Consider the following 19,644-nt stretch of genomic DNA (forward strand, 5'->3'; position numbering starts at 1 on the left):
CCTCAGCGGTGGCCGGCGGGTGACTCCAGCTCATCGAGAGTGAGCTCGCCGGCGCCGTTCTCCTGGGAGTGGCGGGGGACGGGCGCGACGGCCACGTCGGTCAGCGCGACCTCGAGGGCCTCGACCTCGGCCTCCAGCTCCGCATCCGCGATGACCTGCGGGTCGGTGGACACCACCGGAGTCTGAAAGACAAACGTCCGGTACGCCCAGAAGCGGAACACCATCGCGATGCCGATGCCGAGCGCGCTGGCGATGTTGAAGGCCAGCCGGTCGGCGCTGTTGGTCTCGCTGAAGCCCAGCCCGTACTTCGCCACCGCGAGGACCGCGCTCTGGATCAGCAGGCCGACGCCGTTGAGCGCGAAGAACAGCGTGTACTCCCGCCGCATGCTCTGGCGGTCGCTGTGACGGTAGGTCCACTGCCGGTTGAGGAAGTAGGACGCCGTCGTGGCGACGACGGCCGCGACGATCTTCGCCTTCAGCGGGCCGATCGACAGCAGCAGGTTGAGCACCGCGAAGTCGATGACCGTGTTGATCCCGCCGACCGCCAGGAACTTGAACAGCTCGGTCACGAGCGAGCGGTGCCGCTCGGGGACATACCGGTCGCGGAGGTTACTGGCAAGGCGCACCGTGCAACCTTACGGTAGGTCGCCAAGCATCGCCCTGGTTACCGGGCCGTCTGCGGGGCAGCTCACCCGCATCTTGACCCGTGTGCAACCAGGCTGTTACCTGACGCCGCGTTTGACCTCAGCTTATGCGCGTCATGCCGTCTTGCGGAACACGATCTGCCGATAGCTCCAGAAGCGGAACAGCGTCCCGAACGCCATGCCGACCACGTTGGCCGCGATGTTGTCGGCGAGCTTGCCCTCGAACCAGGGCCACACCGAGCCGAGCCCGTAGTGGCTCGCCCACAGGCAGAGCAGGCCGATCAGCAGGCCGACCAGGTTGAACAGGAAGTACAGCGTGTACTCGCGGCGCAGGTTGGTGCGTTCCCGGTCCCGCCAGGTCCAGAAGCGGTTGCCGATGAAGGCGACGGTCGCCGCCACCACCGTGGAGATCGTCTTCGCCAGGAGGGTGGGTGTGCCGCCGAAGAGCAGCACGTTGAAGATGGCGACGTCCACCAGGAACGCCACGATGCCGACCGTCCCGAACTTGCCCAGCTCGTGGACGAGGTGCTCGAAGCGTGCGAACAGGCCGCGCAGGCCGCCCGGCCGCGGCTCGGACGCCACCGACTGCAGTTCCGTCACGTCGCAGAGGGTACGGCACCGCTGGCCCCAGTGGGCGCGCCTGCCACAGACAGCACGGTTTGCGCATTGATGCGCGGTTGACGAAAAGTTCACGCGCGATTCTGCGAACGGCCGCGAGATTCTCCGGTCCTTGTGCAAGGTTTCACAAGCTCTCGCGCTGCCCGGCCCGGTTGATCGGTTTAGGCTGAGGGAAATCAGTAGAACGCATTCACGGCCGCTCGCAGCATCGCGCGCCGTGCTTTGCCATATGCGCCTACAGGTCAAAGCCGACCACAGGGAGTTTCTCGATGTCAGCACCAGTCACTGTCCCGGGTCTCGACCAGGCACCCACCGCCCATTCCAACCTCATCGCCTGGGTCCGCGAAGTCGCCGAGCTCACCACCCCCGACCGGGTGGTCTGGTGCGACGGCTCAGAGGGTGAGTGGCGCCGCATCACCGACGAGCTCGTGGACAAGCAGGTCCTGGTGCGGCTGCGGCAGAAACCCAACTCGTTCTGGGCCCGCACCGACCCGTCGGACGTCGCCCGGGTCGAGGAGCGCACGTTCATCTGCTCCGCCGACGAGGCCGACGCCGGCCCCACGAACAACTGGATGGCGCCCGCGGAGATGAAGCGGGTGATGACGGAGCTGTACGACGGCTCGATGCGCGGCCGCACGATGTACGTGGTGCCGTTCTGCATGGGCCCGCTGACCGCCGAGCAGCCGATGTTCGGCGTCGAGCTGACCGACTCCCCGTACGTCGTCGCCTCCATGCGGATCATGACCCGGATGGGCGCCGACGTGCTCGACCGGATGGGCGCCGACGCGCCCTTCGTGCCCTGCCTGCACTCCGTCGGCGCGCCCCTCGCACCGGGGGAGGAGGACGTGGCGTGGCCGTGCAGCGACACCAAGTACATCTCCCACTTCCCGGACAGCCGGGAGATCTGGAGCTACGGGTCCGGGTACGGCGGCAACTCGCTGCTGGGCAAGAAGTGCTTCTCGCTGCGCATCGCCAGCGTCATGGGCCGTGACGAGGGCTGGCTCGCCGAGCACATGCTCATCCTCAAGCTCACCGGCCCGTCCGGCCAGGTGAAGTACGTGGCGGCGGCGTTCCCCAGCGCCTGCGGCAAGACCAACCTGGCGATGCTGGAGCCGACCATCCCCGGCTGGAAGGTCGAGACGCTCGGTGACGACATCGCATGGATGCGCTTCGGCGAGGACGGCCGCCTGTACGCGGTGAACCCCGAGTTCGGCCTGTTCGGTGTCGCTCCCGGCACCGACTGGAAGACCAACCCCAACGCGATGCGGACCCTCGCGAAGGGCAACTCGGTCTTCACCAACGTCGCGCTGACCGACGACGGCGACATCTGGTGGGAGGGCATGGGCGAGCCGCCCGCGCACCTCACCGACTGGAAGGGCCGCGACTGGACGCCCGATTCGCCGGAGCCGTCGTCGCACCCGAACTCGCGCTTCTGCACGCCGATCGAGCAGTGCCCGATCCTCGCCGACGAGTACGCCGACCCGCGCGGCGTGCCGATCGACGCGATCCTCTTCGGCGGCCGGCGCAAGACCACGATCCCGCTGGTCACCGAGGCCCGCGACTGGGTGCACGGCGTCTACCTCGGCGCGACCCTGTCCAGCGAGACCACCGCCGCGGCCACCGGCAAGGTCGGCGTGGTCCGCCGCGACCCGATGGCCATGCTGCCCTTCATCGGCTACAACGCCGGCGACTACTTCGCCCACTGGATCGAGATGGGCAAGGGCGCCTCCTCCGGCCCCGCGCAGCTGCCCAGGATCTTCTACGTCAACTGGTTCCGCCGCGGCGACGACGGCCGCTTCCTGTGGCCCGGCTTCGGCGAGAACGCCCGCGTCCTGAAGTGGGTCGTCGAGCGCATCGAGGGCACCGCTGACGCCGTCGAGACCCCCATCGGCCGGGTGCCGGCGCCCGGCGCGCTCGACGTCTCCGGCCTGGACCTCCCGGCCGAGGACCTCTCTGCGGCTCTGAAGGTCGACGCCGACGAATGGCGGGAGGAGATCCCCCAGGTGGTCGAGTGGTTCGAGCGCTTCGGCGACAAACTCCCCGGCGTGCTCTGGGCCGAGCTCGACGCCCTGAAGGCCCGGCTCGACGCCGCATAGTCGCTGGTCGGCGGCCGGTCAGTCAGCAGATCGGCCGCCCATCCACCCGCCGTTCAGCACTGTCCGGTGCACGGCTGACGGTGTCGCTTTGCCCGGTAGGTCGCTACTCTTCTCGTCCGTGGGCCTGCGTGACGTGGTGTATTCGTTGTACGAGAAGCGTCTCGCCCGACGGCTGCACGGCAAACCTCAGCCGCGACACGTCGGGGTGATCGTCGACGGCAACCGGCGCTGGGCGCGCGAGATGGGCTACGTCGATCCCAACGACGGCCATCGCGTCGGCGCCGAGCGGATCAAGGAGCTGCTGCGCTGGTGCGACGGCGCGACGGTCTCGCACGTCACCCTGTGGCTGTTGTCCACCGACAACCTGTCCCGCCCCGCCGCCGAGCTCGACCCGCTGCTGCAGATCATCGAGAACCTGGCCGCCGAGCTCGCCGACGAGGCCAACCCCTGGCAGCTGCGCATGGTCGGCGCGCTGGACCTGCTGCCCACCGCCAGTGCCCAGTCCCTCAAGGCGGCCGAGGAGCGCACCGTCAACCGCACCGGCGGCGCCCAGGTCAGCCTCGCCATCGGCTACGGCGGCCGCCGCGAGATCGCCGACGCCGTGCGCTCCCTCCTCCACGAGCACGCGAAGGCCGGCACGTCGATCGAGGAGCTCGCCGAGATCCTCGACGTCGACCACATCTCCGACCACCTGTACACCCGCGGCCTCCCCGACCCCGACCTGGTGATCAGGACCAGCGGCGAGCAACGCCTGTCAGGCTTCCTGCTCTGGCAGAGCGCCCACTCCGAGTTCTACTTCTGCGACGTCCACTGGCCCAGCTTCCGCCGCGTCGACTTCCTCCGCGCCCTGCGCTCCTACGCCAACCGCCAACGCCGCTACGGCGTCTGAACCGGCTGGCTGCAATCCCCCCACCGCTGTGCTTCCGCCCCACCGCTGTCGCGGCGGGTCCCGGCGGGGATTCTCACCCGACCGCTGTGCTTCCGCCCCACCGCTGTCGCGGCGGGTCCCGGCGGGGATTCTCACCCGCACCCCAATGCGCCGCTGCGCGGCGCACTGCCCGCGCCGTGGCGCGAGGCAGAGCAAGCGGCGCTTGCGCGCCGCATCTCGGTGCCCGACCGCCGCGGTGGCCGGGGCCGGCGTCCGCCGTGATCCGGAATGGTTTCGGCAGGCGGCGCTGCCGGAATCGCACGGGATCATGAGCGGATTCGCCTGGGCTGGCCGGCAGTGGCCGGCTTCCGAGTGGCCCGGGGGTGGTGATCGAAGTCGCGTGGTGGCCGTCCGGGCAGCCGTTTCGCGACTTGGATCTTCGGGTGCCACGGTCAGTGGATGAGGGGCAGTGGTTCGCGGCATTTGTTCGCTGGTTCGGCCGGTGGGTGTGTGGCGTCTTGTGATCCCGTGCGGTTCTGGCGGCGCTGTTCTGTCGGGGCGGTTCAAGGTGGTGATCGAAGTCGCGTGGTGGCTGTCCGGGTGGCCGTTTCGCGACTTGGATCTTCGGGTGTCACGGTCAGTGGATGAGGGGCAGTGGTTCGCGGCATTTGTCCGGATGCGTGGCGGGCGGGTGTGGCGTCTCGTGATCCCGTGCGGTTCTGGTAGTCAGGGCTACCGGGCGGTCCGGGTGGTGATCGAAGTCGCGTGGTGGTCGTTCGGGTGGCCGTTTCGCGACTTGGATCTTCGGGTGCCACCGTCAATGGACGAGGGGGCAGCGGCTCGCGGCATTTGTCCGGATGCGTGGCGGGCGGGGGTGGCTTCTCGTGATCCCGAATGGTTGTGGTGGTCAGGGCTACCGGAACCGCACGGGATCATGGGTGTCTTGTCGCGGCCTGCTCGCGGCGGGAGGTCAGGGGAGCTGGGAGAGCAGAGAGCGGAGGAGGGCGGGGACGTCCTCGGGGGAGTCGACGTGGATGTCGGCGGCGTCGATCAGGGCGTGGCCGCTCTCGGCGTTGGCCACCGCGACCCGCACGCCGACGAAGTCGGGGTCTGCCGCTTCGCGGGCGGTGAGGGCGTCGAAGGCGCGCAGGTCGGCCACGTCGTCGCCGAAGTACCAGGCGCAGCTGTGCCCCTCGGTCTCCTCGCGCAGGACGCTGCCCTTGTCGCGCTGGCCGGGAGGCTTCAGCTCGACGACCATGCGGCCCGCCTGGAGGCGCAGGCCGAGCTCGCTGGCGCGCTCCTTGCCCCACTGCTCGACCTCCGGGGCCAGGTGGGGCGCGTTGCGGTAGTGCACGGCCACGGAGAGGCGCTTGTACTCGACCCGGGTGCCGGCGGGCAGCTCCGCCCGGGCACGGTCGGCAAGGTCGCTCATGACCTGGACGAAGGGGGCCGCGGACGGGTCGGTCTCGACCAGGCCGCCGGGGCGTTGGACCTCCAGCCCGTACAGGCCGAAGACCGCGACATCGGGCAGGGCGGCGAAGCGCTCGCGGAGGAAGTCAGCCGGGCGGGCCGAGACGATGACGACCTTGCCCAGGCGGCGGTTGAGCTCGCCGAGGACCTCGACGATGCCGTCGGCAGGGTGGACCGTGTCGGGGTCCTCCTGGATGGGCGCGAGGGTGCCGTCGAAGTCGAAGAAGAAGGCGCAGTGCCCTGCCCGCTCCGCGGTCAGCTGGAGGATCGACGCGTGGGAGCGTGCAGTGTCAGAGACCGCCATGTGCCAAGCGTACTGAAGATTTCACGGACAGGCGTACCTCACAAGGCGGGCAATCGAAGACTCGATCTAGTGGATTTTGCTTGCAGCGGTTAGCGTCTGTGCTGTGGCTTGGGGTTTTCCCGGCCATCCGAGGCCCGGACCGAGCGATCACTGTGAAGCCACGGGGCCAAGCACCCGACCCCGTGCGGGCGTCGGAGGACGCGAGTGCGGGCGGCGAGGTGCCCGTCCCCGGAGATCCCGTGACCGTTCGCCGCAGTCCCTCTGAGTCCACCCCTCCCGCTCCACGCGGCCGCGCCACGAAGGCGCAGCCCGCGGAAGCACCGCAGGAGGTCGTCAAGCCGGTCCGTCGCACCAGGAAGACGGCCCAGGACAAAGCCCAGGAAAAGGCCCAGGAGCAGGCACCGGAGCAGGCCCAGGTGCAGGCGGGCAGGCGCACCTTCGTGCTGGACACGTCCGTGCTGCTGGCCGACCCGGGCGCGTTCCTGCGCTTCGGGGAGCATGACGTGGTCCTGCCCCTGGTCGTCATCTCCGAATTGGAGGGCAAGCGGCACCATCCCGAGCTCGGGTACTTCGCGCGGCGTTCGCTGCGGTTCCTGGACGACCTGCGGGCCAAGCACGGCCGGCTGGACGCTCCGCTGCCGCTGACGGACTCCGGCGGCACCCTGCGGGTCGAGCTGAACCACGCCAACCAGAACGTGCTGCCGGCCGGCTTCCGGGCCGACACGGACGACGCACGGATCCTCGCGGTCGCGCTCGCGCTCGCCGCCGAGGGCAAGGACGTGCTGCTGGTCACCAAGGACATGCCGCTGCGGGTCAAGGCCGGCTCGGTGGGTCTGGCCGCGGACGAGTACCAGCCGGGTCCGGCGACAAACCAGAGCTGGACGGGCATGGTCGAGCTCGGCATCGCCGAGGACGAGGTGAAGCGGCTCTACGCGGGTGAGGCGATCGACCTCGACGGCGCCGGCGACCTGCCGGTGCACACGGGCCTGGTGCTCACCTCGCAGAACGGCTCGGCGCTCGGCCGGGTCTGCGCCGACAAGTCGGTGCGGCTCGTGCGGGGCGACCGGGAGGCGTTCGGCGTGCGGGGGCGCTCGGCGGAGCAGCGCATCGCGCTGGACCTGCTGCTGGACGAGTCGATCGGCATCGTGTCCCTGGGCGGGCGGGCCGGCACCGGCAAGTCCGCGCTCGCGCTCTGCGCGGGCCTCGAGCAGGTCATGGAGCGGCGCAAGCACAAGAAGGTGATCGTCTTCCGGCCGCTGTACGCGGTCGGCGGCCAGGAGCTGGGTTACCTGCCCGGCGATGCCGCCGAGAAGATGTCGCCCTGGGCGCAGGCGGTCTTCGACACGCTCGGCTCGCTGGTGCACGACAACGTGATGGAGGAGGTGGCGGCCCGGGGGATGCTCGAGGTCCTGCCGCTGACCCACATCCGCGGTCGCAGCCTGCACGACGCGTTCGTGATCGTCGACGAGGCCCAGTCGCTCGAACGTGGCGTCCTGCTCACCGTGCTCTCCCGGATCGGCAGCAACTCGCGGGTGGTGCTGACGCACGACGTCGCTCAGCGTGACAACCTGCGGGTCGGCCGGCACGACGGCATCGCCGCGGTGATCGAGGCGCTGAAGGGGCACCCGATCTTCGCGCACGTGACCCTGACCCGTTCGGAGCGGTCGCCGATCGCCGAGGTTGTCACGGACCTGCTGGAGGACCTTCCGTTCGAACGGTGACTTGAGCAAAAGAGTCCTAATTGTCATGTGATTAGGATCACATAAGATACTGTTCGGGTTCTCACCCCCGAACGCACTAGGCGATGGTGGGGACGAGCGCGCGACGCCAGGCAAGAAGGCATCAGGCGCTCACGGTGCGTCATCGGCCCGGAGGGCAGGTCCGCTGCAACACGTGGATCGCCGTCCGGGCCGTGCGCCGCGTCCTGTCCCCGACGAATGGATACGTTCGTGATCCAGCTGTGGCAGCGGATCGGCAAGATCCGCGCCCTGGCCGTCCTCGCGCTCGTCGCGGCCCTTGCCGCAGGTGTCGTGATCGCCAACTGGGACAGCGGTAAGAAGGCCGAGCCGGTCAGCACCGCCGCCAACGCCGCCCTGCCGACCCCGTCGGAAACGAGTGCGAGCGCCGCGCCGTCACAGGACGCGCAGAGCAAGGCGCAGGACGCCGCTTCCGCGGCCGCCGCGCAGGCCAAGGCCGCCGAGGACGCCGCGCGCAAGAAGAAGGAAGAAGAGGCGAGCCGGTCCAACACCCGCTCCGCGGGCCCGCCGGCCTACCCGGCCCCGGCGTCGTGCGGTGTCTACTCCGGCCACAGGAACACCGGCTGCACGCTGATGGTCGCCGCCGGCTACGGCCTCGACCAGATGCCGTGCCTGGACAAGCTGTGGACCCGCGAGAGCGGCTGGAACCCGGCCGCCCACAACAACGGCAGCGGCGCCCACGGCATCCCGCAGGCCGTCCCCGGCGACAAGATGGCCGCCTACGGCCCGAACTGGAAGACCGACGCCGGCACCCAGATCAAGTGGGGGCTGAACTACATCAAGACCCGGTACAAGACGCCGTGCGGCGCGTGGGGTCACAGCCAGAGCTCGGGGTGGTACTAGGCCATGGACGTCCTGACGCTGCTGTGGCAGCGGGTCGGCAAGATCCGTGTCCTGGCCACCCTCGCGCTGGTCGCGGCCCTCGCGGCCGGTGTCGTGATCGCCACCTGGGACAGCGGTAAGAAGGCCGAGCCGGTCAGTACCGCCGCCGGCGCCGCCCTTCCGGAGCCCTCCGAGACGAGTGCGAGCGCCAGTGCCGCGCCGGCGTCGCAGGAGGCCCAGAGCAAGGCGCAGGACGCCGCCTCCGCGGCCGCCGCGCAGGCCAAGGCCGCCGAGGACGCCGCGCGCAAGAAGAAGGAAGAGGAGGAGACGAGCCGGTCCACCACGCGCACCCTGGGCCCGCCGACCTACCCGATCCCGGCCGCCTGCGACGTGTACAAGGGCAAGAGCGACAACAAGTGGCGCGGCTGCGGGCTCGTGTTCCAGGCCGGCTTCGGGTTCGACCAGATGTCGCCGTGCCTGGAGAAGCTCTGGGACAAGGAAAGCCACTGGACGACGACGGCGCGGAACAAGAGCTCCGGCGCCTACGGCATCGCCCAGGCGCTCCCGCCGTCGAAGATGGGCTCGATCGCGAGCGACTGGTCCTGGAACCCTGAGACGCAGATCAAGTGGGGCCTGGGCTACATCAAGGGGCGCTACAAGACGCCGTGCGCCGCCTGGTCCCACAGTCAGTCCAGCGGCTGGTATTAGCGCGCGAAACCTGTTACCACATTGGCGTGACCGTCGATGCCACGAGTCAGTCCGATCCCAACCGATTCGGCACGGAGGCGTTCTACGCCTCCGTCGGCCGAGCCTTCGTCGCCATGTGCGCGTTCGTGCCGGTGCTGTTCGCGGTCGAATTCCTCGACCGGCTCACCGGTGAGCGGCTCGACCAGGACGGTGGCATCAAGCCGCACCACGTCGACGGCCTGGACGGCATCGTCTTCTCGCCGTTCCTGCACGTCGGCTTCGCCCACGTCCTGGCCAACAGCATCCCGCTGATCCTGCTCGGCACGTTCGTCCTCGCCGCCGGCACCACCCGCTTCCTGCTCACGACCGCCTTCATCGCGATCGTGGCGGGGGTGGGGGTGTGGTTCATCGGCGATCCGGACACCGTCGTCGTCGGGGCCAGCGGCGTCATCTTCGGCTATCTCGGCGTGATCCTGATGCGGGGCGCGGTCGAGCGCAGCTGGTGGCACATCGCCGTCGGTGTCCTCATCGGGCTCCTGTACGGATGGCAGCTCTTCGGTGTCCTGCCCGGCGAGGAGGGGGTGTCCTGGCAGGGGCACCTGTGCGGGTTCATCGGCGGCCTCGTCGCCGCGGTGATCTTCCGGCGCCGCCGGCCGCGCCGCTCCGACGACCCCCTCGCCATCGGCACCGACGCCACATAGCAAGCCGCGGCGGCCTTCGACCGTCGGCACCGGCGCCACGTAGCAAGCCGCGGCGGCCCCGGCCATCGGCGCCGACGCCACATAGCAAGCCGCGGCAGCCCTCGGCCGTCGGCACCGGCGCCGCATAGCAAGCCGCAGCGGCCCGGCCATCGGCATCGGCACCGGCGCTGGACGGCAAGCCTCGGCGAACCCTGGCGGTCGGCATCGGCGCCGCATAGCGTGGCTCCTATGCGGGATGTCGACCTGGCCATCGTCGGTGCGGGACCGGCCGGCCTCTTCGGTGCCTACTACGCCGGCTTCCGGGGCCTCAGCACCGCCCTGATCGACGCGCTGCCGGAGCCCGGCGGCCAGGTCACGGCCATGTACCCAGAGAAGATGATCTTCGATGTCGCGGGGTTCCCCGGCATCCGCGGCCGCGACCTGGTCGCCAACCTCGTCGAGCAGGCCGGGCAGTTCAACCCCCGGTACCTGCTCGGCGTGCGGGCCGATGGCCTCACGTACGACGAGGGCCGCCCCGTGCTGACGCTGTCCGACGGCACCGTCCTGCGCTGCGGCGCCGTGCTCATCACCGGAGGGCTGGGCAGCTTCACGGCCCGCCCGCTGCCCGCGGCCGACGGGTTCACCGGCACCGGCCTGGTCTTCTTCGTGCCGCACCTGGCGGACCTGGCCGGGCAGGACGTCGTCATCGTCGGCGGCGGCGACTCCGCCTTCGACTGGGCCCTCGCCCTGGAGCCGATCGCCAGGTCGGTGACGCTCGTGCACCGCCGCGAGAAGTTCCGGGCGCACGCCTCGACCGTCGCCCGCGTGCAGGCGCTGCCGATCGAGATCATCGTCAACGCCGAGGTCACCCGGATTCTCGGAGATGCCAGGTGTACGGGCGTCGACGTCACCGTCCGCGGCGCGGCACCGCGCACCCTCCCCGCCGACTCCGTCGTCGCCGCGCTGGGCTTCACCGCCGACCTCGGCCCCCTCGCCGACTGGGGCCTCGACCTGGACAGGCGCCACATCAAGGTCGACTCGACCACCGCCACCAACCTGCCCCGGGTGTTCGCCGCCGGCGACATCAGCGAATACCCGGGCAAGGTCCGGCTCATCGCGGTCGGCTTCGGGGAGGCCGCCACCGCCGTCAACAACGCCGCCGTGATCATCGACCCGGCCGCCCACCTCTTCCCGGGACACTCGTCCGACAACGGGTGAGCAACTTCTCAATAACCGCAGCGCACCGCCGATCTGGAAGGCGTGGTGGGCGTCCGTCTCCAGGTCCTCGGGGTGGTGCTGCTCGGCCTGCTGGTCTCCGGCGGGGCGGGCCTGCTGATGCACCGCGTCGAGCTGGACAACGCCGGCCAGACCCTCGACCGGCGGGTCGCCGCCGCGCAGGAGGCGGTGGCGTCCACCGCCCAGCGGTACGTCGACGCGGTGCAGCTGGTCGCCGGCGGCCTGGAGGCGTTGCCGGCGGTCGACGCCACCTCGTTCACCTCCGTCACCGCCCCGCTCGGCCGGCTCTGGCTGCCCGGAGCCGCGTCCGCCGAGTTCGTCGTCGCCGTGCAGCACTCCGACGTCCGGGCCGCCGAGGACGCCTGGCGGGCCAAGGGCGTGGTCGGGCTGACGCTGCGGCCGGCCACCGACGCCGGTCGGCACTACTTCACGGTCCTGCAGCGCAACCTGGCGCAGGACGCGAGCGACGGCGTCGGTCAGGACCTCACCACGGCGCCGGAGGCGGCCCTGGCCCTGGAGCGGGCGCAGCGGATCGGGCTGCCGGCGGTCTCCGGCCCGTACGTGCTGCCGCGCGACGCCGACCTGCCGGAGCAGGAGCGGCAGCAGTCGGTGGTGCTCCTGCAGCGGGTCGTGGACCAGGTCACCGGCGAGCTGCGCGGGTTCGTCGAGCTGACCGTGCGGATGCAGGCCTTCTTCACCGACACGATGCTCCAGCCGTCCCGCGAGCTGGTGGACGTGACGCTGTCCGCGATCGAGGGCAACGCGTGGGCGCCGATGGCCCGCATCTCGCGGCAGCACGTCGGCGGGCCCGACCTGCGCCGCAGCGTCATCGTGCAGGTCGCCGACCAGCAGTGGCGGCTGGTGGTCGTCACCGACAGCGAGGCCCTGATGGGCGCCGAGGGCCACCTCGACGCGGGCATGGTGTTCAGCGGGCTGGCGCTCACCGTCGTCACCGCCGTGCTCGTCCACACCCTCGCGACCTCGCGCCGCCGGGCCGAGGACCGGGTCACCCAGGCCACCGCGGACCTGCGGCACCAGGCGACGCTGCTGTCCGCGGTGATGAACACGATCGGCGACGGTGTCGTGCTCCTCGGCGCCGACGGTCCCGCGGTGTGGCTCAACCCGGCCGCCCGCGAACTGCTCGGCGACGACGTCGAGCGGCACCCGCCGGCCGAGTGGGCGCGGCTGCTCGACGCGTACGAGACCGACGGCGTCACCCCGTTCCGGTTCGATCACCTGGTGAAGCGGCGCGTCGAGGCGCAGGCGGAGATCATCGTGCGGGGCCGCCGGCTCGACGTGCGGACCCGGCCGCTGGTCCACCAGGACGGCGACGGCGGCGCGGTCGCCGTGCTGCGCGACGTCACCGACCTGCACGACGCCGACGAGAAGGTGCGCGCCTCCGAGGAGCTGCTGCAGCTGCTGCTGGACGGCGCCCGCGACTACGCGATCTACCTGCTGGGCCGCGACGGGGCCGTGGTGAGCTGGTCCGCCAATGCCGAGCGGATCAAGGGTTACCGCGAGGACGAGGTCATCGGCCACCCCTACGCGATGTTCTTCACGCCGGAGGAGGCCGCCGAGGGTGTGCCGCAGCGCATCATCGCCCAGGCGACCGAGCACGGCCGGGTCGAGATCGACGGCCCGCGGGTGCGGCGCAACGGCAGCCGCTACTGGGTGCACGGCACCCTGACCGCAGTGCGCGGCCCCGACGGCTCGATCCGCGGCTTCGTCAAGGTCGGCCAGGACGTCACCGAGCGCAAGACGGCCGAGCGGGCCGTCGAGCGGCTCAACGCGGAGCTGGAGCAGCGGGTCGCGGAGCGCACCGCCGACCTGCGCGAGGCCAACGCGGAGCTGGAGTCCTTCTCGTACAGCGTGTCCCACGACCTCCGGGCGCCGCTGCGGGCGGTGGACGGCTTCGCCAAGATGCTCGCCCTCGACCACGGCGACGCGCTCGACGAGCAGGGCCGCCGGTACCTGGACCGCATCCGCGCCGGCGCGCAGCGGATGGGCGAGCTGATCGACGGGCTGCTCGCGTTCTCCCGGCTGCAGCGGCAGGAGATGGCGAGCGCCCGCGTCCAGGTCGACCAGCTCGTCGCCGAGGTCTGGGACGAGCTCAGCGTCGAGCGCGGCGACCGCGACATCGTCCTGATCGTGGGGGACCTGCCGGACGCGAAGGGCGACCCGCGGCTGATCCGGCACGTGGTGGCCAACCTGGTCGGCAACGCGGTCAAGTACACCCGTGCGGTCTCCCCGGCCCGGATCGAGATCGGCCATAGAGTCACCGCGGGCGGCGACGCCACGTATTACGTGAAGGACAACGGCGCCGGCTTCGACATGCGCTACGCCGACAAGCTGTTCAAGGTCTTCCAGCGCCTGCACCGCGCCGAGGACTACGAGGGCACCGGCATCGGGCTCGCGCTCACCCACCGCATCGTGGTGCGGCACGGCGGCCAGATCTGGGCCGACGCGGCGCCCGGCGAGGGCGCCACCTTCTACTTCACCCTTCCGGCATACGCAGACACGCTGTTGGAGGTGGGCGGATGAAACCGCTGTCGAACAGGGTCCTGCTCGTCGAGGACAACCCCGACGACCTGGAGCTCGCCCGCCTGGCCTTCGAGCGGGGGAGGTTCGCCCGCAACGTCGACGTCGCCCGCGACGGCGCCGAGGCCCTCGACTACCTGTTCGGGCGGGCCGCCGCGGACCCGCCGCAGGTCGTGCTGCTGGACATCAAGCTCCCGCTGGTCGACGGCATCGACGTGCTGCGCCGGGTCAAGGCCGACGCGCGCACCCGCCACATCCCGGTCGTCATGCTCACCTCGTCGGCGCAGGACCGCGACCTGCACGCCTGCTACGAGCTGGGCGCCAACAGCTACATCGTCAAGCCCGTCGACATGGAGCAGTTCCTGTCCGCCGTCAACAGCATCGGCCTGTACTGGCTGGGGCTCAACCTGACCGACCAGCACTCATGAGGATCCTGCTCCTCGAGGACAATCCCGACGACGCCGAGATGCTCGTGTACGAGCTGCGGCGGGCCGGCTTCGCGCCCGCGTGGCGGCGGGTCGAGTCCCGGGCGGAGTTCCAGGCCGCGCTCGAGGACCCCGAGGGCCTGCCGCAGGTGATCCTCGCCGACTACTCGCTGCCGCAGTTCACCGCCCTGGAGGCGCTGCACATGCTGCGTGCCGGCGGCTACGACATCCCCGCGATCGTGGTCAGCGGCGCGATGAGCGAGGAGTCGTGCGTGGACGCGCTGCGCCACGGTGCCGTCGACTACCTGCTCAAGGACCGGCTCAGCCGGCTCGGCTCGGCCGTGCAGCACGCCCTGTCGCAGCAGCGGCTCCTCGCCGACCAGCGCCGCGCGGAGGAGACGTTCCGTGCCGCGTTCGACCACGCCCCGGTCGGCATGGCCGTCACCGACCTCGACGGCTACGTGCTGGAGGTCAACCAGGAGCTGGCCCGCATGACCGGGCTCCAGCCCTCGCAGCTGCTGCTGGACATGGTCGCCGAGGAGGACCGGCCGATCGTCGCGGAGAAGATGAAGCGCCTCGTCGCCGGCGAGGCCGAGAAGGTCAGCAAGGAGCTGCGGCTGTGCCGCTCCGACGGCGCGCCGCTGTGGGGGCAGTATTCGGCGTCGCTCATCGGCTCGGGCGGCAGCGCCCGCGGCGGGGACCACCACGGCGCGCACCGCGTGGTGCACCAGATCGCCGACGTCACCGACCGCCGCCGCGCCGAGGAGGCCCTGCAGCGGCAGGCGGCGAAGCTCGCCCGCACCAACAGCGACCTGCAGGAGCTCGACCGGCTCAAGAGCGAGTTCGTCGCGACCGTCTCCCACGAGCTGCGCACGCCGTTGACCAGCATCCGCGGCTACACCGAGATCCTCGCCGACGCGCACGCCAGCTCGCTCGGCGCGACCGAGCGCAAGATCGTCGGCATCATCGACCGCAACGGCCGCCGCCTCCTCGACCTCATCGAGGACCTGCTGACCTTCTCCCGCATCGAGTCCGGCACGCTCACGCTCAGCGTCGGCCCGGTGCAGATGCGGCAGATCATCGACGCCGCGTATGAGGCGATCCGGCCCTCCGTCGAGGCGGCCGGCCTCGGCGTCACCCTCGACGTCGACGAGCACATCCCGGTCGTGCAGGGCGACGGCGAGCAGCTCGAACGCGTCGTGCTCAACCTGCTCACCAACGCGGTCAAGTTCTCCGACGCGGGTGGTGCGATCACCGTGACCGGCCGTGAGCGCGACGGCGAGGTCGTCGTCTGGATCCGGGACACCGGAGTCGGCATCCCCGAGCACGAGCAGAGCATGCTGTTCACCCGCTTCTTCCGTACCGCCGAAGCGCAGAAACGGGCGATCAAGGGCAGCGGCCTGGGCCTGGCGATCAGCAAGGCGATCGTCGAGGCGCACGGCGGATGGATCGCGCTGGAGTCCATCGAGGGCGGCGGGACCACCGTCGGCTTCGGCATCCCGACGCCCTAGATCTCGGTGAACTCGAGCCCCACGAACCTGGCCTGCGCCCGCATCTGGTGCTCGAAGAACTCGCCGCGGTGCTCGACGACGTTGTTGAGCTGGCCGAACACCTCGAAGCTGACCAGGCCGAAGAGCGTGACCCAGGCGGAGAGCGCGCGGGCCGTCACGGCGTCGGGCACGTCCGGGGCGATCATTGCGCCGGCCCGCCGTACATCGGCCGCGACCGCGTCAGGGACGGGCTCCCGCGGCCCGGGTGGCAGCCGCCGGGCCACCGCGGCATCCTGGATGATCGTGCCCAGCACGGTGACCGCCCTGGTCGCCGCGGCGACGGTGTCCGTGGGCGCCTGGTACCCGGGCACTGGACTGCCGTAGATCAGCGCGTACTCGTGCGGACGCTCCAGCGCCCACCCGCGCACCGCGTCGCAGACCGCCATCCAGCGGCCGGTGAGGTCGTCGCGGCCGACCGCGCGCTCCCGGTCCTCGACGGTCTGCCCGAGGGAGTTGTACGCGTCGAGGATCAGCGCGGTCAGCAGGTCGTCCCGGCTGGCGAAGTACCGGTAGATCGCCGACGAGACCACGCCGAGGTCGCGGGCCACGGCGCGCAGCGACAGGTTGGCCCCGTCGGTGGCCAGGTGCCGCCGGGCGATCGCCTTGATCTCCTCGGTCATCTCCGCACGGACCCGCGCCCTGATACTCGTCGCCTTCATGCCGTCCATAGTCTCATGCTCTTTTGAGAGAGCACTGCTCTTGTTTTGTTGAACGACACATGCTCTACTGAGAGAGCAGTGCTCTTGCAATCGTCGTCAGGGGAGGCAGTCATGCAGGTCATCGTCGGTGCCGGCGCCGTCGGCTCGATCATCGCGGCGCGGCTCGCGGAGTTCGGTGAGCCGGTCAAGATCGTCAGCCGCTCCGGCGGCGGGCCCGCCCACCCGCTGATCGAACGGGTCGCCGCGGACGCCGCCGACGCGGCCGCCCTGCGCCGGATCACCGCCGGCGCCACCGTCATCTACAACTGCGTCAACCCGCAGTACCACGCCTGGACGACCGACTGGCCGCCGATCAACGACGCGCTGATCCGGGCCGCGGCCGCCGGCGACGCCGTCCTCGCGATCACCGGCAACCTGTACGGCTACGGGCCCGTCACCGGTCCGATGACCGAGGACACGCCGCTCGCGGCGACGGGTCGCAAGGGTCGCGTGCGGGTGGCGATGTGGCGCGACGCGCTGGGCGCCGGCATCCGTACGTTCGAGGCCCGCGCGTCGGACTACATCAGCCCCACCTCGTCGATCATCGAGATGGCGCTGCCGGCGATGCGGGCCGGGACGACCGCGTGGCTGCCCGGCGCACTGGACGTGCCGCACAGCTACACGTACATCGGCGACGTCGCCGACACGCTCATCTCGCTCGCGACCGACGAGCGGGCGTGGGGCAAGGCGTGGCACGTGCCCTCGCCGCCGCCGATGACGGGCCGGTCACTGCTGAACACCGTGGCCCGCCTCGGCGGCCTGCCCGCCCCGCGCCTGCGCTCCTACCCGGCGGCCGCCGTGTGGGCCGCCGGGCTGACCGACAAGTTCGCCAAGGAGTTCCGCGAGGTGCGCCACCAGCACGTCAGGCCGTTCGTCATGGACTCCTCCCGGGTCACCGCGACGTTCGGCCTGACGCACACGCCGGTCGACGAGGCCGTCCGGTCGGTGCTCGGCCTCTCGCCAGTCACTGCTGGGTAGCGCGCCCTCGGCCCCTCGTCAGCCGGTGCTGGGTAGCGCGCCCTCGGGCTCGATCGCCAGGGGCGGCAGGATCCCGTCGAAGTCGACGAGCGAGTAGGCCCGCAGCTTCTCCAGGCGGTGGAACGAGTCGATCACCCTGATCGTGCCCGACCGGGACCGCATCACGATCGACTGCGTCTCCGCCCCGCCCCGCCGGTAGCGGACGCCCTTGAGCAGATCGCCGCTGGTCACCCCGGTCGCGCAGAAGAACATGTTGTCGCCGCTGACCAGGTCGTCGGTGTGCAGCACGCGACCGAGATCGTGGCCGGCGGCGACGGCCTTCTCCCGCTCGGCGTCGTCCTGGGGCCACAGCTTGGCCTGGATCGCGCCACCCATGCACTTCAGGGCCACCGCGGCGACGATGCCCTCGGGCGTGCCGCCGATGCCCATCAGCACGTCGGTCTCCGCACCCTCGCGGGCGGCGCTGATCGCCCCCGCGATGTCCCCGTCGGAGATGAACCGGATCCGGGCCCCGGTCCGTCGCACCTTCTCGATCAGCTGCTGGTGCCGGGGCCGGTCCAGGATGCAGACCGTGACCTCGTCCACGCCGGCCCGCTTCACCCGGGCGATGCGTCGCAGGTTCTCCTCGACGCCGGCGTCGATGTTGATCACGTCCGCGTAGTCCGGCCCGACCGCCAGCTTCTCCATGTAGAACACGGCGCTCGGGTCGAACATCGCCCCGCGCTCCGCGACGGCCAGCACCGCCACCGCGTTGGGCATCCCCTTGCTCATCAGCGTCGTGCCGTCGACCGGGTCGACCGCCACGTCCACCTCGGGGCCCGTCCCGTCCCCGACCCGCTCGCCGTTGTACAGCATCGGCGCGTTGTCCTTCTCACCCTCGCCGATCACCACGACGCCCTGCATCGGCACCGAGTTGATCAGCAGGCGCATCGCGTCGACGGCCGCACCGTCGCCGCCGTTCTTGTCCCCCCGTCCGACCCACCGTCCGGCGGCCATGGCCGCGGCCTCCGTGACTCGTACCAGGTCGAGGGCCAGATTCCGATCCATCTCACGACTCATGTGTGTGCTCTCCTCGCGCGGCGTTGCGTGGGCGGGCGGGCCACTCTCAATCGTGGCAGGCCGGCGTGTTCCGCGTCGCTCCTGGCCGGGCGGTTGTGGCAACTTCCATCCGATGGTTCACGATGGTGGTGTGGAAACCGCTGCTCCCGCACCCTCTGGCTCTTCGTCGGCTTCTGCTGGTTCGTCGCCTTCCGCCGCTTCGGAGCGTGCCGGCCGCCGGCCGCGCGACATGGCGCTGTCGATGCTGGTCCTGCTGGTGCCGGTCTTCCTGCTGGTCGGCTTCTACCGCTTCCTCGGCCACGAGGACCCGCCGGCCGTCGACACCACCGAGGTGTACGGCTCGGTCGAGCGCGCCGGCCAGTTCACCCCTTTGCGCCCCACCGACCTGCCACAGGGCTGGCGGATCGCCTCGGCCACCTACTCCGACGGCATCCTGCGCCTGGGCGTGACCGCCCCCTCCGACGGCGCCATGCAGGTCGTCCAGAGCGCCCAGCCCGCCGCCACCCTCATCCCCGCGATCATCGGCCCCGCGGGGGTCGCCGGCGCCCCGGTCTCGATCAACGGCACCGACTGGCAGCGCCACGACGACGCCCGCCCGGGCGAGCGCGCCCTCATCCAGTCCGCCCCCACCCGCACCGTCATCGTCTTCGGCCGCGCCACCGACTCCCAGCTCCAACGCCTGGCCTCCTCCCTCCGCTGACGGTCGTTCTCTGCTGCCCGCAGTGTCGGGCACATGATCGCGGAGGTGGGGGCCCGGGGGATACCGTCCCCGGCATGTTCGGATTCGGCCGGAAACCCGGCGCCAAGGCAGTCAGCGCACGTGGCGAGATCGCCCACGTGGACTTCGGCCTGCAGAGCGTCGACCAGCAGGGCCATACCCGGTCGGCGAGCTACACCGTCCGCGTCCAGGTCTTCCCCGACGACGCGGCCCCGTTCCTGGCCTCGATCAAGGTCAAGCTCCGCGGCACCGCGGGCCCGATGATCGGCGAGGAGACCTGGGTGCGCTACCAGCCGAACGACAAGGAGCGCATCGACTTCGACCGCGACCGGATCAAGCTCCGCGCGTACGACCGCGTCCGAGCCAACCCCGCCCTCCAGCGAGTCGTCGACACCCTCTACACCCACGGCGACCCACCCATCAGCGTCATCGCCACCGCCCGCTGACCCCACCGCCACGATCCAGCAGGCTTCTCGTGATCCCGAATGGTTCTGGT

18 protein-coding genes are annotated in these 19,644 nt (G+C 70.8%); 13 read left to right on the forward strand and 5 right to left on the reverse strand.

What is annotated here, in order from left to right; all coding sequences use genetic code 11:
- Positions 1 to 2: 2 nt before the first annotated feature.
- Together ACFY3L_RS06015 and ACFY3L_RS06020 are read right to left on the reverse strand one after the other, a co-directional pair.
- The gene (locus tag ACFY3L_RS06015) at positions 3 to 626 is read right to left on the reverse strand and encodes a GtrA family protein (RefSeq protein ID WP_389319233.1); all 624 of its coding nucleotides are present in this window, start codon (positions 624 to 626) and stop codon (positions 3 to 5) included.
- Between the two features lie 132 nt (positions 627 to 758).
- The gene (locus ACFY3L_RS06020) at positions 759 to 1,244 is read right to left on the reverse strand and encodes a GtrA family protein (protein ID WP_389319234.1); all 486 of its coding nucleotides are present in this window, start codon (positions 1,242 to 1,244) and stop codon (positions 759 to 761) included.
- A gap of 287 nt (positions 1,245 to 1,531) precedes the next feature.
- On the opposite strand from ACFY3L_RS06020, the gene ACFY3L_RS06025 reads away from it, so the two are divergent.
- Both ACFY3L_RS06025 and ACFY3L_RS06030 read left to right on the forward strand, forming a co-directional pair.
- Positions 1,532 to 3,358: a phosphoenolpyruvate carboxykinase (GTP) gene (locus tag ACFY3L_RS06025; protein WP_389319236.1), complete on the forward strand. Its 1,827-nt coding sequence runs from the start codon at positions 1,532 to 1,534 to the stop codon at positions 3,356 to 3,358.
- Positions 3,359 to 3,476: 118 nt separating this feature from the next.
- Positions 3,477 to 4,247 carry an isoprenyl transferase gene (locus ACFY3L_RS06030; protein ID WP_389319237.1) on the forward strand — a complete coding sequence of 257 codons (771 nt, stop codon included), beginning with the start codon at positions 3,477 to 3,479 and terminating at the stop codon, positions 4,245 to 4,247.
- A 949-nt stretch (positions 4,248 to 5,196) separates the two neighbouring features.
- Here the strand turns inward: ACFY3L_RS06030 and otsB are convergent.
- Positions 5,197 to 6,000 (reverse strand): trehalose-phosphatase, encoded by an 804-nt coding sequence (gene otsB / locus ACFY3L_RS06035; protein ID WP_389319239.1) that lies wholly within the window; start codon positions 5,998 to 6,000, stop codon positions 5,197 to 5,199.
- 416 nt (positions 6,001 to 6,416) lie between these two features.
- Here otsB and ACFY3L_RS06040 point away from each other — a divergent pair, with 416 nt between their 5' ends.
- From ACFY3L_RS06040 to ACFY3L_RS06075, 8 genes are all read left to right on the forward strand, one after another.
- The gene (locus tag ACFY3L_RS06040; RefSeq protein WP_389321050.1) at positions 6,417 to 7,721 is read left to right on the forward strand and encodes a PhoH family protein; all 1,305 of its coding nucleotides are present in this window, start codon (positions 6,417 to 6,419) and stop codon (positions 7,719 to 7,721) included.
- A 228-nt stretch (positions 7,722 to 7,949) separates the two neighbouring features.
- Positions 7,950 to 8,600 (forward strand): lytic transglycosylase domain-containing protein, encoded by a 651-nt coding sequence (locus ACFY3L_RS06045; protein WP_389319241.1) that lies wholly within the window; start codon positions 7,950 to 7,952, stop codon positions 8,598 to 8,600.
- A gap of 3 nt (positions 8,601 to 8,603) precedes the next feature.
- Complete coding sequence (locus tag ACFY3L_RS06050; RefSeq protein ID WP_389319242.1) at positions 8,604 to 9,287, forward strand: lytic transglycosylase domain-containing protein; 684 nt, start codon at positions 8,604 to 8,606, stop codon at positions 9,285 to 9,287.
- 26 nt (positions 9,288 to 9,313) lie between these two features.
- A complete protein-coding gene (locus tag ACFY3L_RS06055) occupies positions 9,314 to 9,967 on the forward strand; it encodes a rhomboid family intramembrane serine protease (RefSeq protein ID WP_389319244.1) in 654 nt (217 codons plus the stop codon).
- A 228-nt stretch (positions 9,968 to 10,195) separates the two neighbouring features.
- On the forward strand, positions 10,196 to 11,164 hold the full coding sequence (locus ACFY3L_RS06060; RefSeq protein ID WP_389319246.1) for an NAD(P)/FAD-dependent oxidoreductase: 969 nt from the start codon (positions 10,196 to 10,198) through the stop codon (positions 11,162 to 11,164).
- A gap of 45 nt (positions 11,165 to 11,209) precedes the next feature.
- On the forward strand, positions 11,210 to 13,723 hold the full coding sequence (locus ACFY3L_RS06065) for a PAS domain S-box protein (RefSeq protein WP_389319248.1): 2,514 nt from the start codon (positions 11,210 to 11,212) through the stop codon (positions 13,721 to 13,723).
- Positions 13,720 to 14,148 (forward strand): response regulator, encoded by a 429-nt coding sequence (locus ACFY3L_RS06070; protein WP_344503782.1) that lies wholly within the window; start codon positions 13,720 to 13,722, stop codon positions 14,146 to 14,148. Before ACFY3L_RS06065 ends, ACFY3L_RS06070 begins: the two co-directional genes overlap by 4 nt.
- Positions 14,145 to 15,656, forward strand: a complete 1,512-nt coding sequence (locus ACFY3L_RS06075) for an ATP-binding protein (RefSeq protein ID WP_389319250.1) — start codon at positions 14,145 to 14,147, stop codon at positions 15,654 to 15,656. Before ACFY3L_RS06070 ends, ACFY3L_RS06075 begins: the two co-directional genes overlap by 4 nt.
- Here the strand turns inward: ACFY3L_RS06075 and ACFY3L_RS06080 are convergent.
- A complete protein-coding gene (locus ACFY3L_RS06080) occupies positions 15,653 to 16,354 on the reverse strand; it encodes a TetR/AcrR family transcriptional regulator (RefSeq protein ID WP_389319252.1) in 702 nt (233 codons plus the stop codon). The two genes, ACFY3L_RS06075 and ACFY3L_RS06080, sit on opposite strands and share 4 nt — an antisense overlap.
- Positions 16,355 to 16,465: 111 nt before the next feature.
- Here ACFY3L_RS06080 and ACFY3L_RS06085 point away from each other — a divergent pair, with 111 nt between their 5' ends.
- Positions 16,466 to 17,371, forward strand: a complete 906-nt coding sequence (locus tag ACFY3L_RS06085; RefSeq protein ID WP_389319254.1) for an NAD-dependent epimerase — start codon at positions 16,466 to 16,468, stop codon at positions 17,369 to 17,371.
- Positions 17,372 to 17,389: 18 nt separating this feature from the next.
- Here ACFY3L_RS06085 and glpX read toward each other — a convergent pair whose 3' ends face one another.
- The gene (gene glpX, locus ACFY3L_RS06090; RefSeq protein ID WP_389319256.1) at positions 17,390 to 18,418 is read right to left on the reverse strand and encodes a class II fructose-bisphosphatase; all 1,029 of its coding nucleotides are present in this window, start codon (positions 18,416 to 18,418) and stop codon (positions 17,390 to 17,392) included.
- A gap of 124 nt (positions 18,419 to 18,542) precedes the next feature.
- On the opposite strand from glpX, the gene ACFY3L_RS06095 reads away from it, so the two are divergent.
- Together ACFY3L_RS06095 and ACFY3L_RS06100 are read left to right on the forward strand one after the other, a co-directional pair.
- Positions 18,543 to 19,130, forward strand: a complete 588-nt coding sequence (locus ACFY3L_RS06095) for a DUF4245 family protein (RefSeq protein ID WP_389319258.1) — start codon at positions 18,543 to 18,545, stop codon at positions 19,128 to 19,130.
- 74 nt (positions 19,131 to 19,204) lie between these two features.
- On the forward strand, positions 19,205 to 19,594 hold the full coding sequence (locus ACFY3L_RS06100; protein WP_389319260.1) for a hypothetical protein: 390 nt from the start codon (positions 19,205 to 19,207) through the stop codon (positions 19,592 to 19,594).
- Positions 19,595 to 19,644 lie beyond the last annotated feature (50 nt).

The organism is Dactylosporangium sp. NPDC000521 (genome assembly GCF_042898305.1).
Classification (GTDB): Bacteria; Actinomycetota; Actinomycetes; order Mycobacteriales; family Micromonosporaceae; genus Dactylosporangium.

Coding starts and splice junctions, on each gene's coding strand:
- ACFY3L_RS06080 (WP_389319252.1), bottom strand. CDS start 16,354: ATGAAGGCGACGAGTATCAGGGCGCGGGTCCGTGCGGAGATGACCGAG.
- glpX (WP_389319256.1), bottom strand. CDS start 18,418: ATGGATCGGAATCTGGCCCTCGACCTGGTACGAGTCACGGAGGCCGCG.
- ACFY3L_RS06100 (WP_389319260.1), top strand. CDS start 19,205: ATGTTCGGATTCGGCCGGAAACCCGGCGCCAAGGCAGTCAGCGCACGT.
- ACFY3L_RS06095 (WP_389319258.1), top strand. CDS start 18,543: ATGGTTCACGATGGTGGTGTGGAAACCGCTGCTCCCGCACCCTCTGGC.
- ACFY3L_RS06070 (WP_344503782.1), top strand. CDS start 13,720: ATGAAACCGCTGTCGAACAGGGTCCTGCTCGTCGAGGACAACCCCGAC.
- ACFY3L_RS06050 (WP_389319242.1), top strand. CDS start 8,604: ATGGACGTCCTGACGCTGCTGTGGCAGCGGGTCGGCAAGATCCGTGTC.
- ACFY3L_RS06025 (WP_389319236.1), top strand. CDS start 1,532: ATGTCAGCACCAGTCACTGTCCCGGGTCTCGACCAGGCACCCACCGCC.
- ACFY3L_RS06060 (WP_389319246.1), top strand. CDS start 10,196: ATGCGGGATGTCGACCTGGCCATCGTCGGTGCGGGACCGGCCGGCCTC.
- otsB (WP_389319239.1), bottom strand. CDS start 6,000: ATGGCGGTCTCTGACACTGCACGCTCCCACGCGTCGATCCTCCAGCTG.
- ACFY3L_RS06085 (WP_389319254.1), top strand. CDS start 16,466: ATGCAGGTCATCGTCGGTGCCGGCGCCGTCGGCTCGATCATCGCGGCG.
- ACFY3L_RS06075 (WP_389319250.1), top strand. CDS start 14,145: ATGAGGATCCTGCTCCTCGAGGACAATCCCGACGACGCCGAGATGCTC.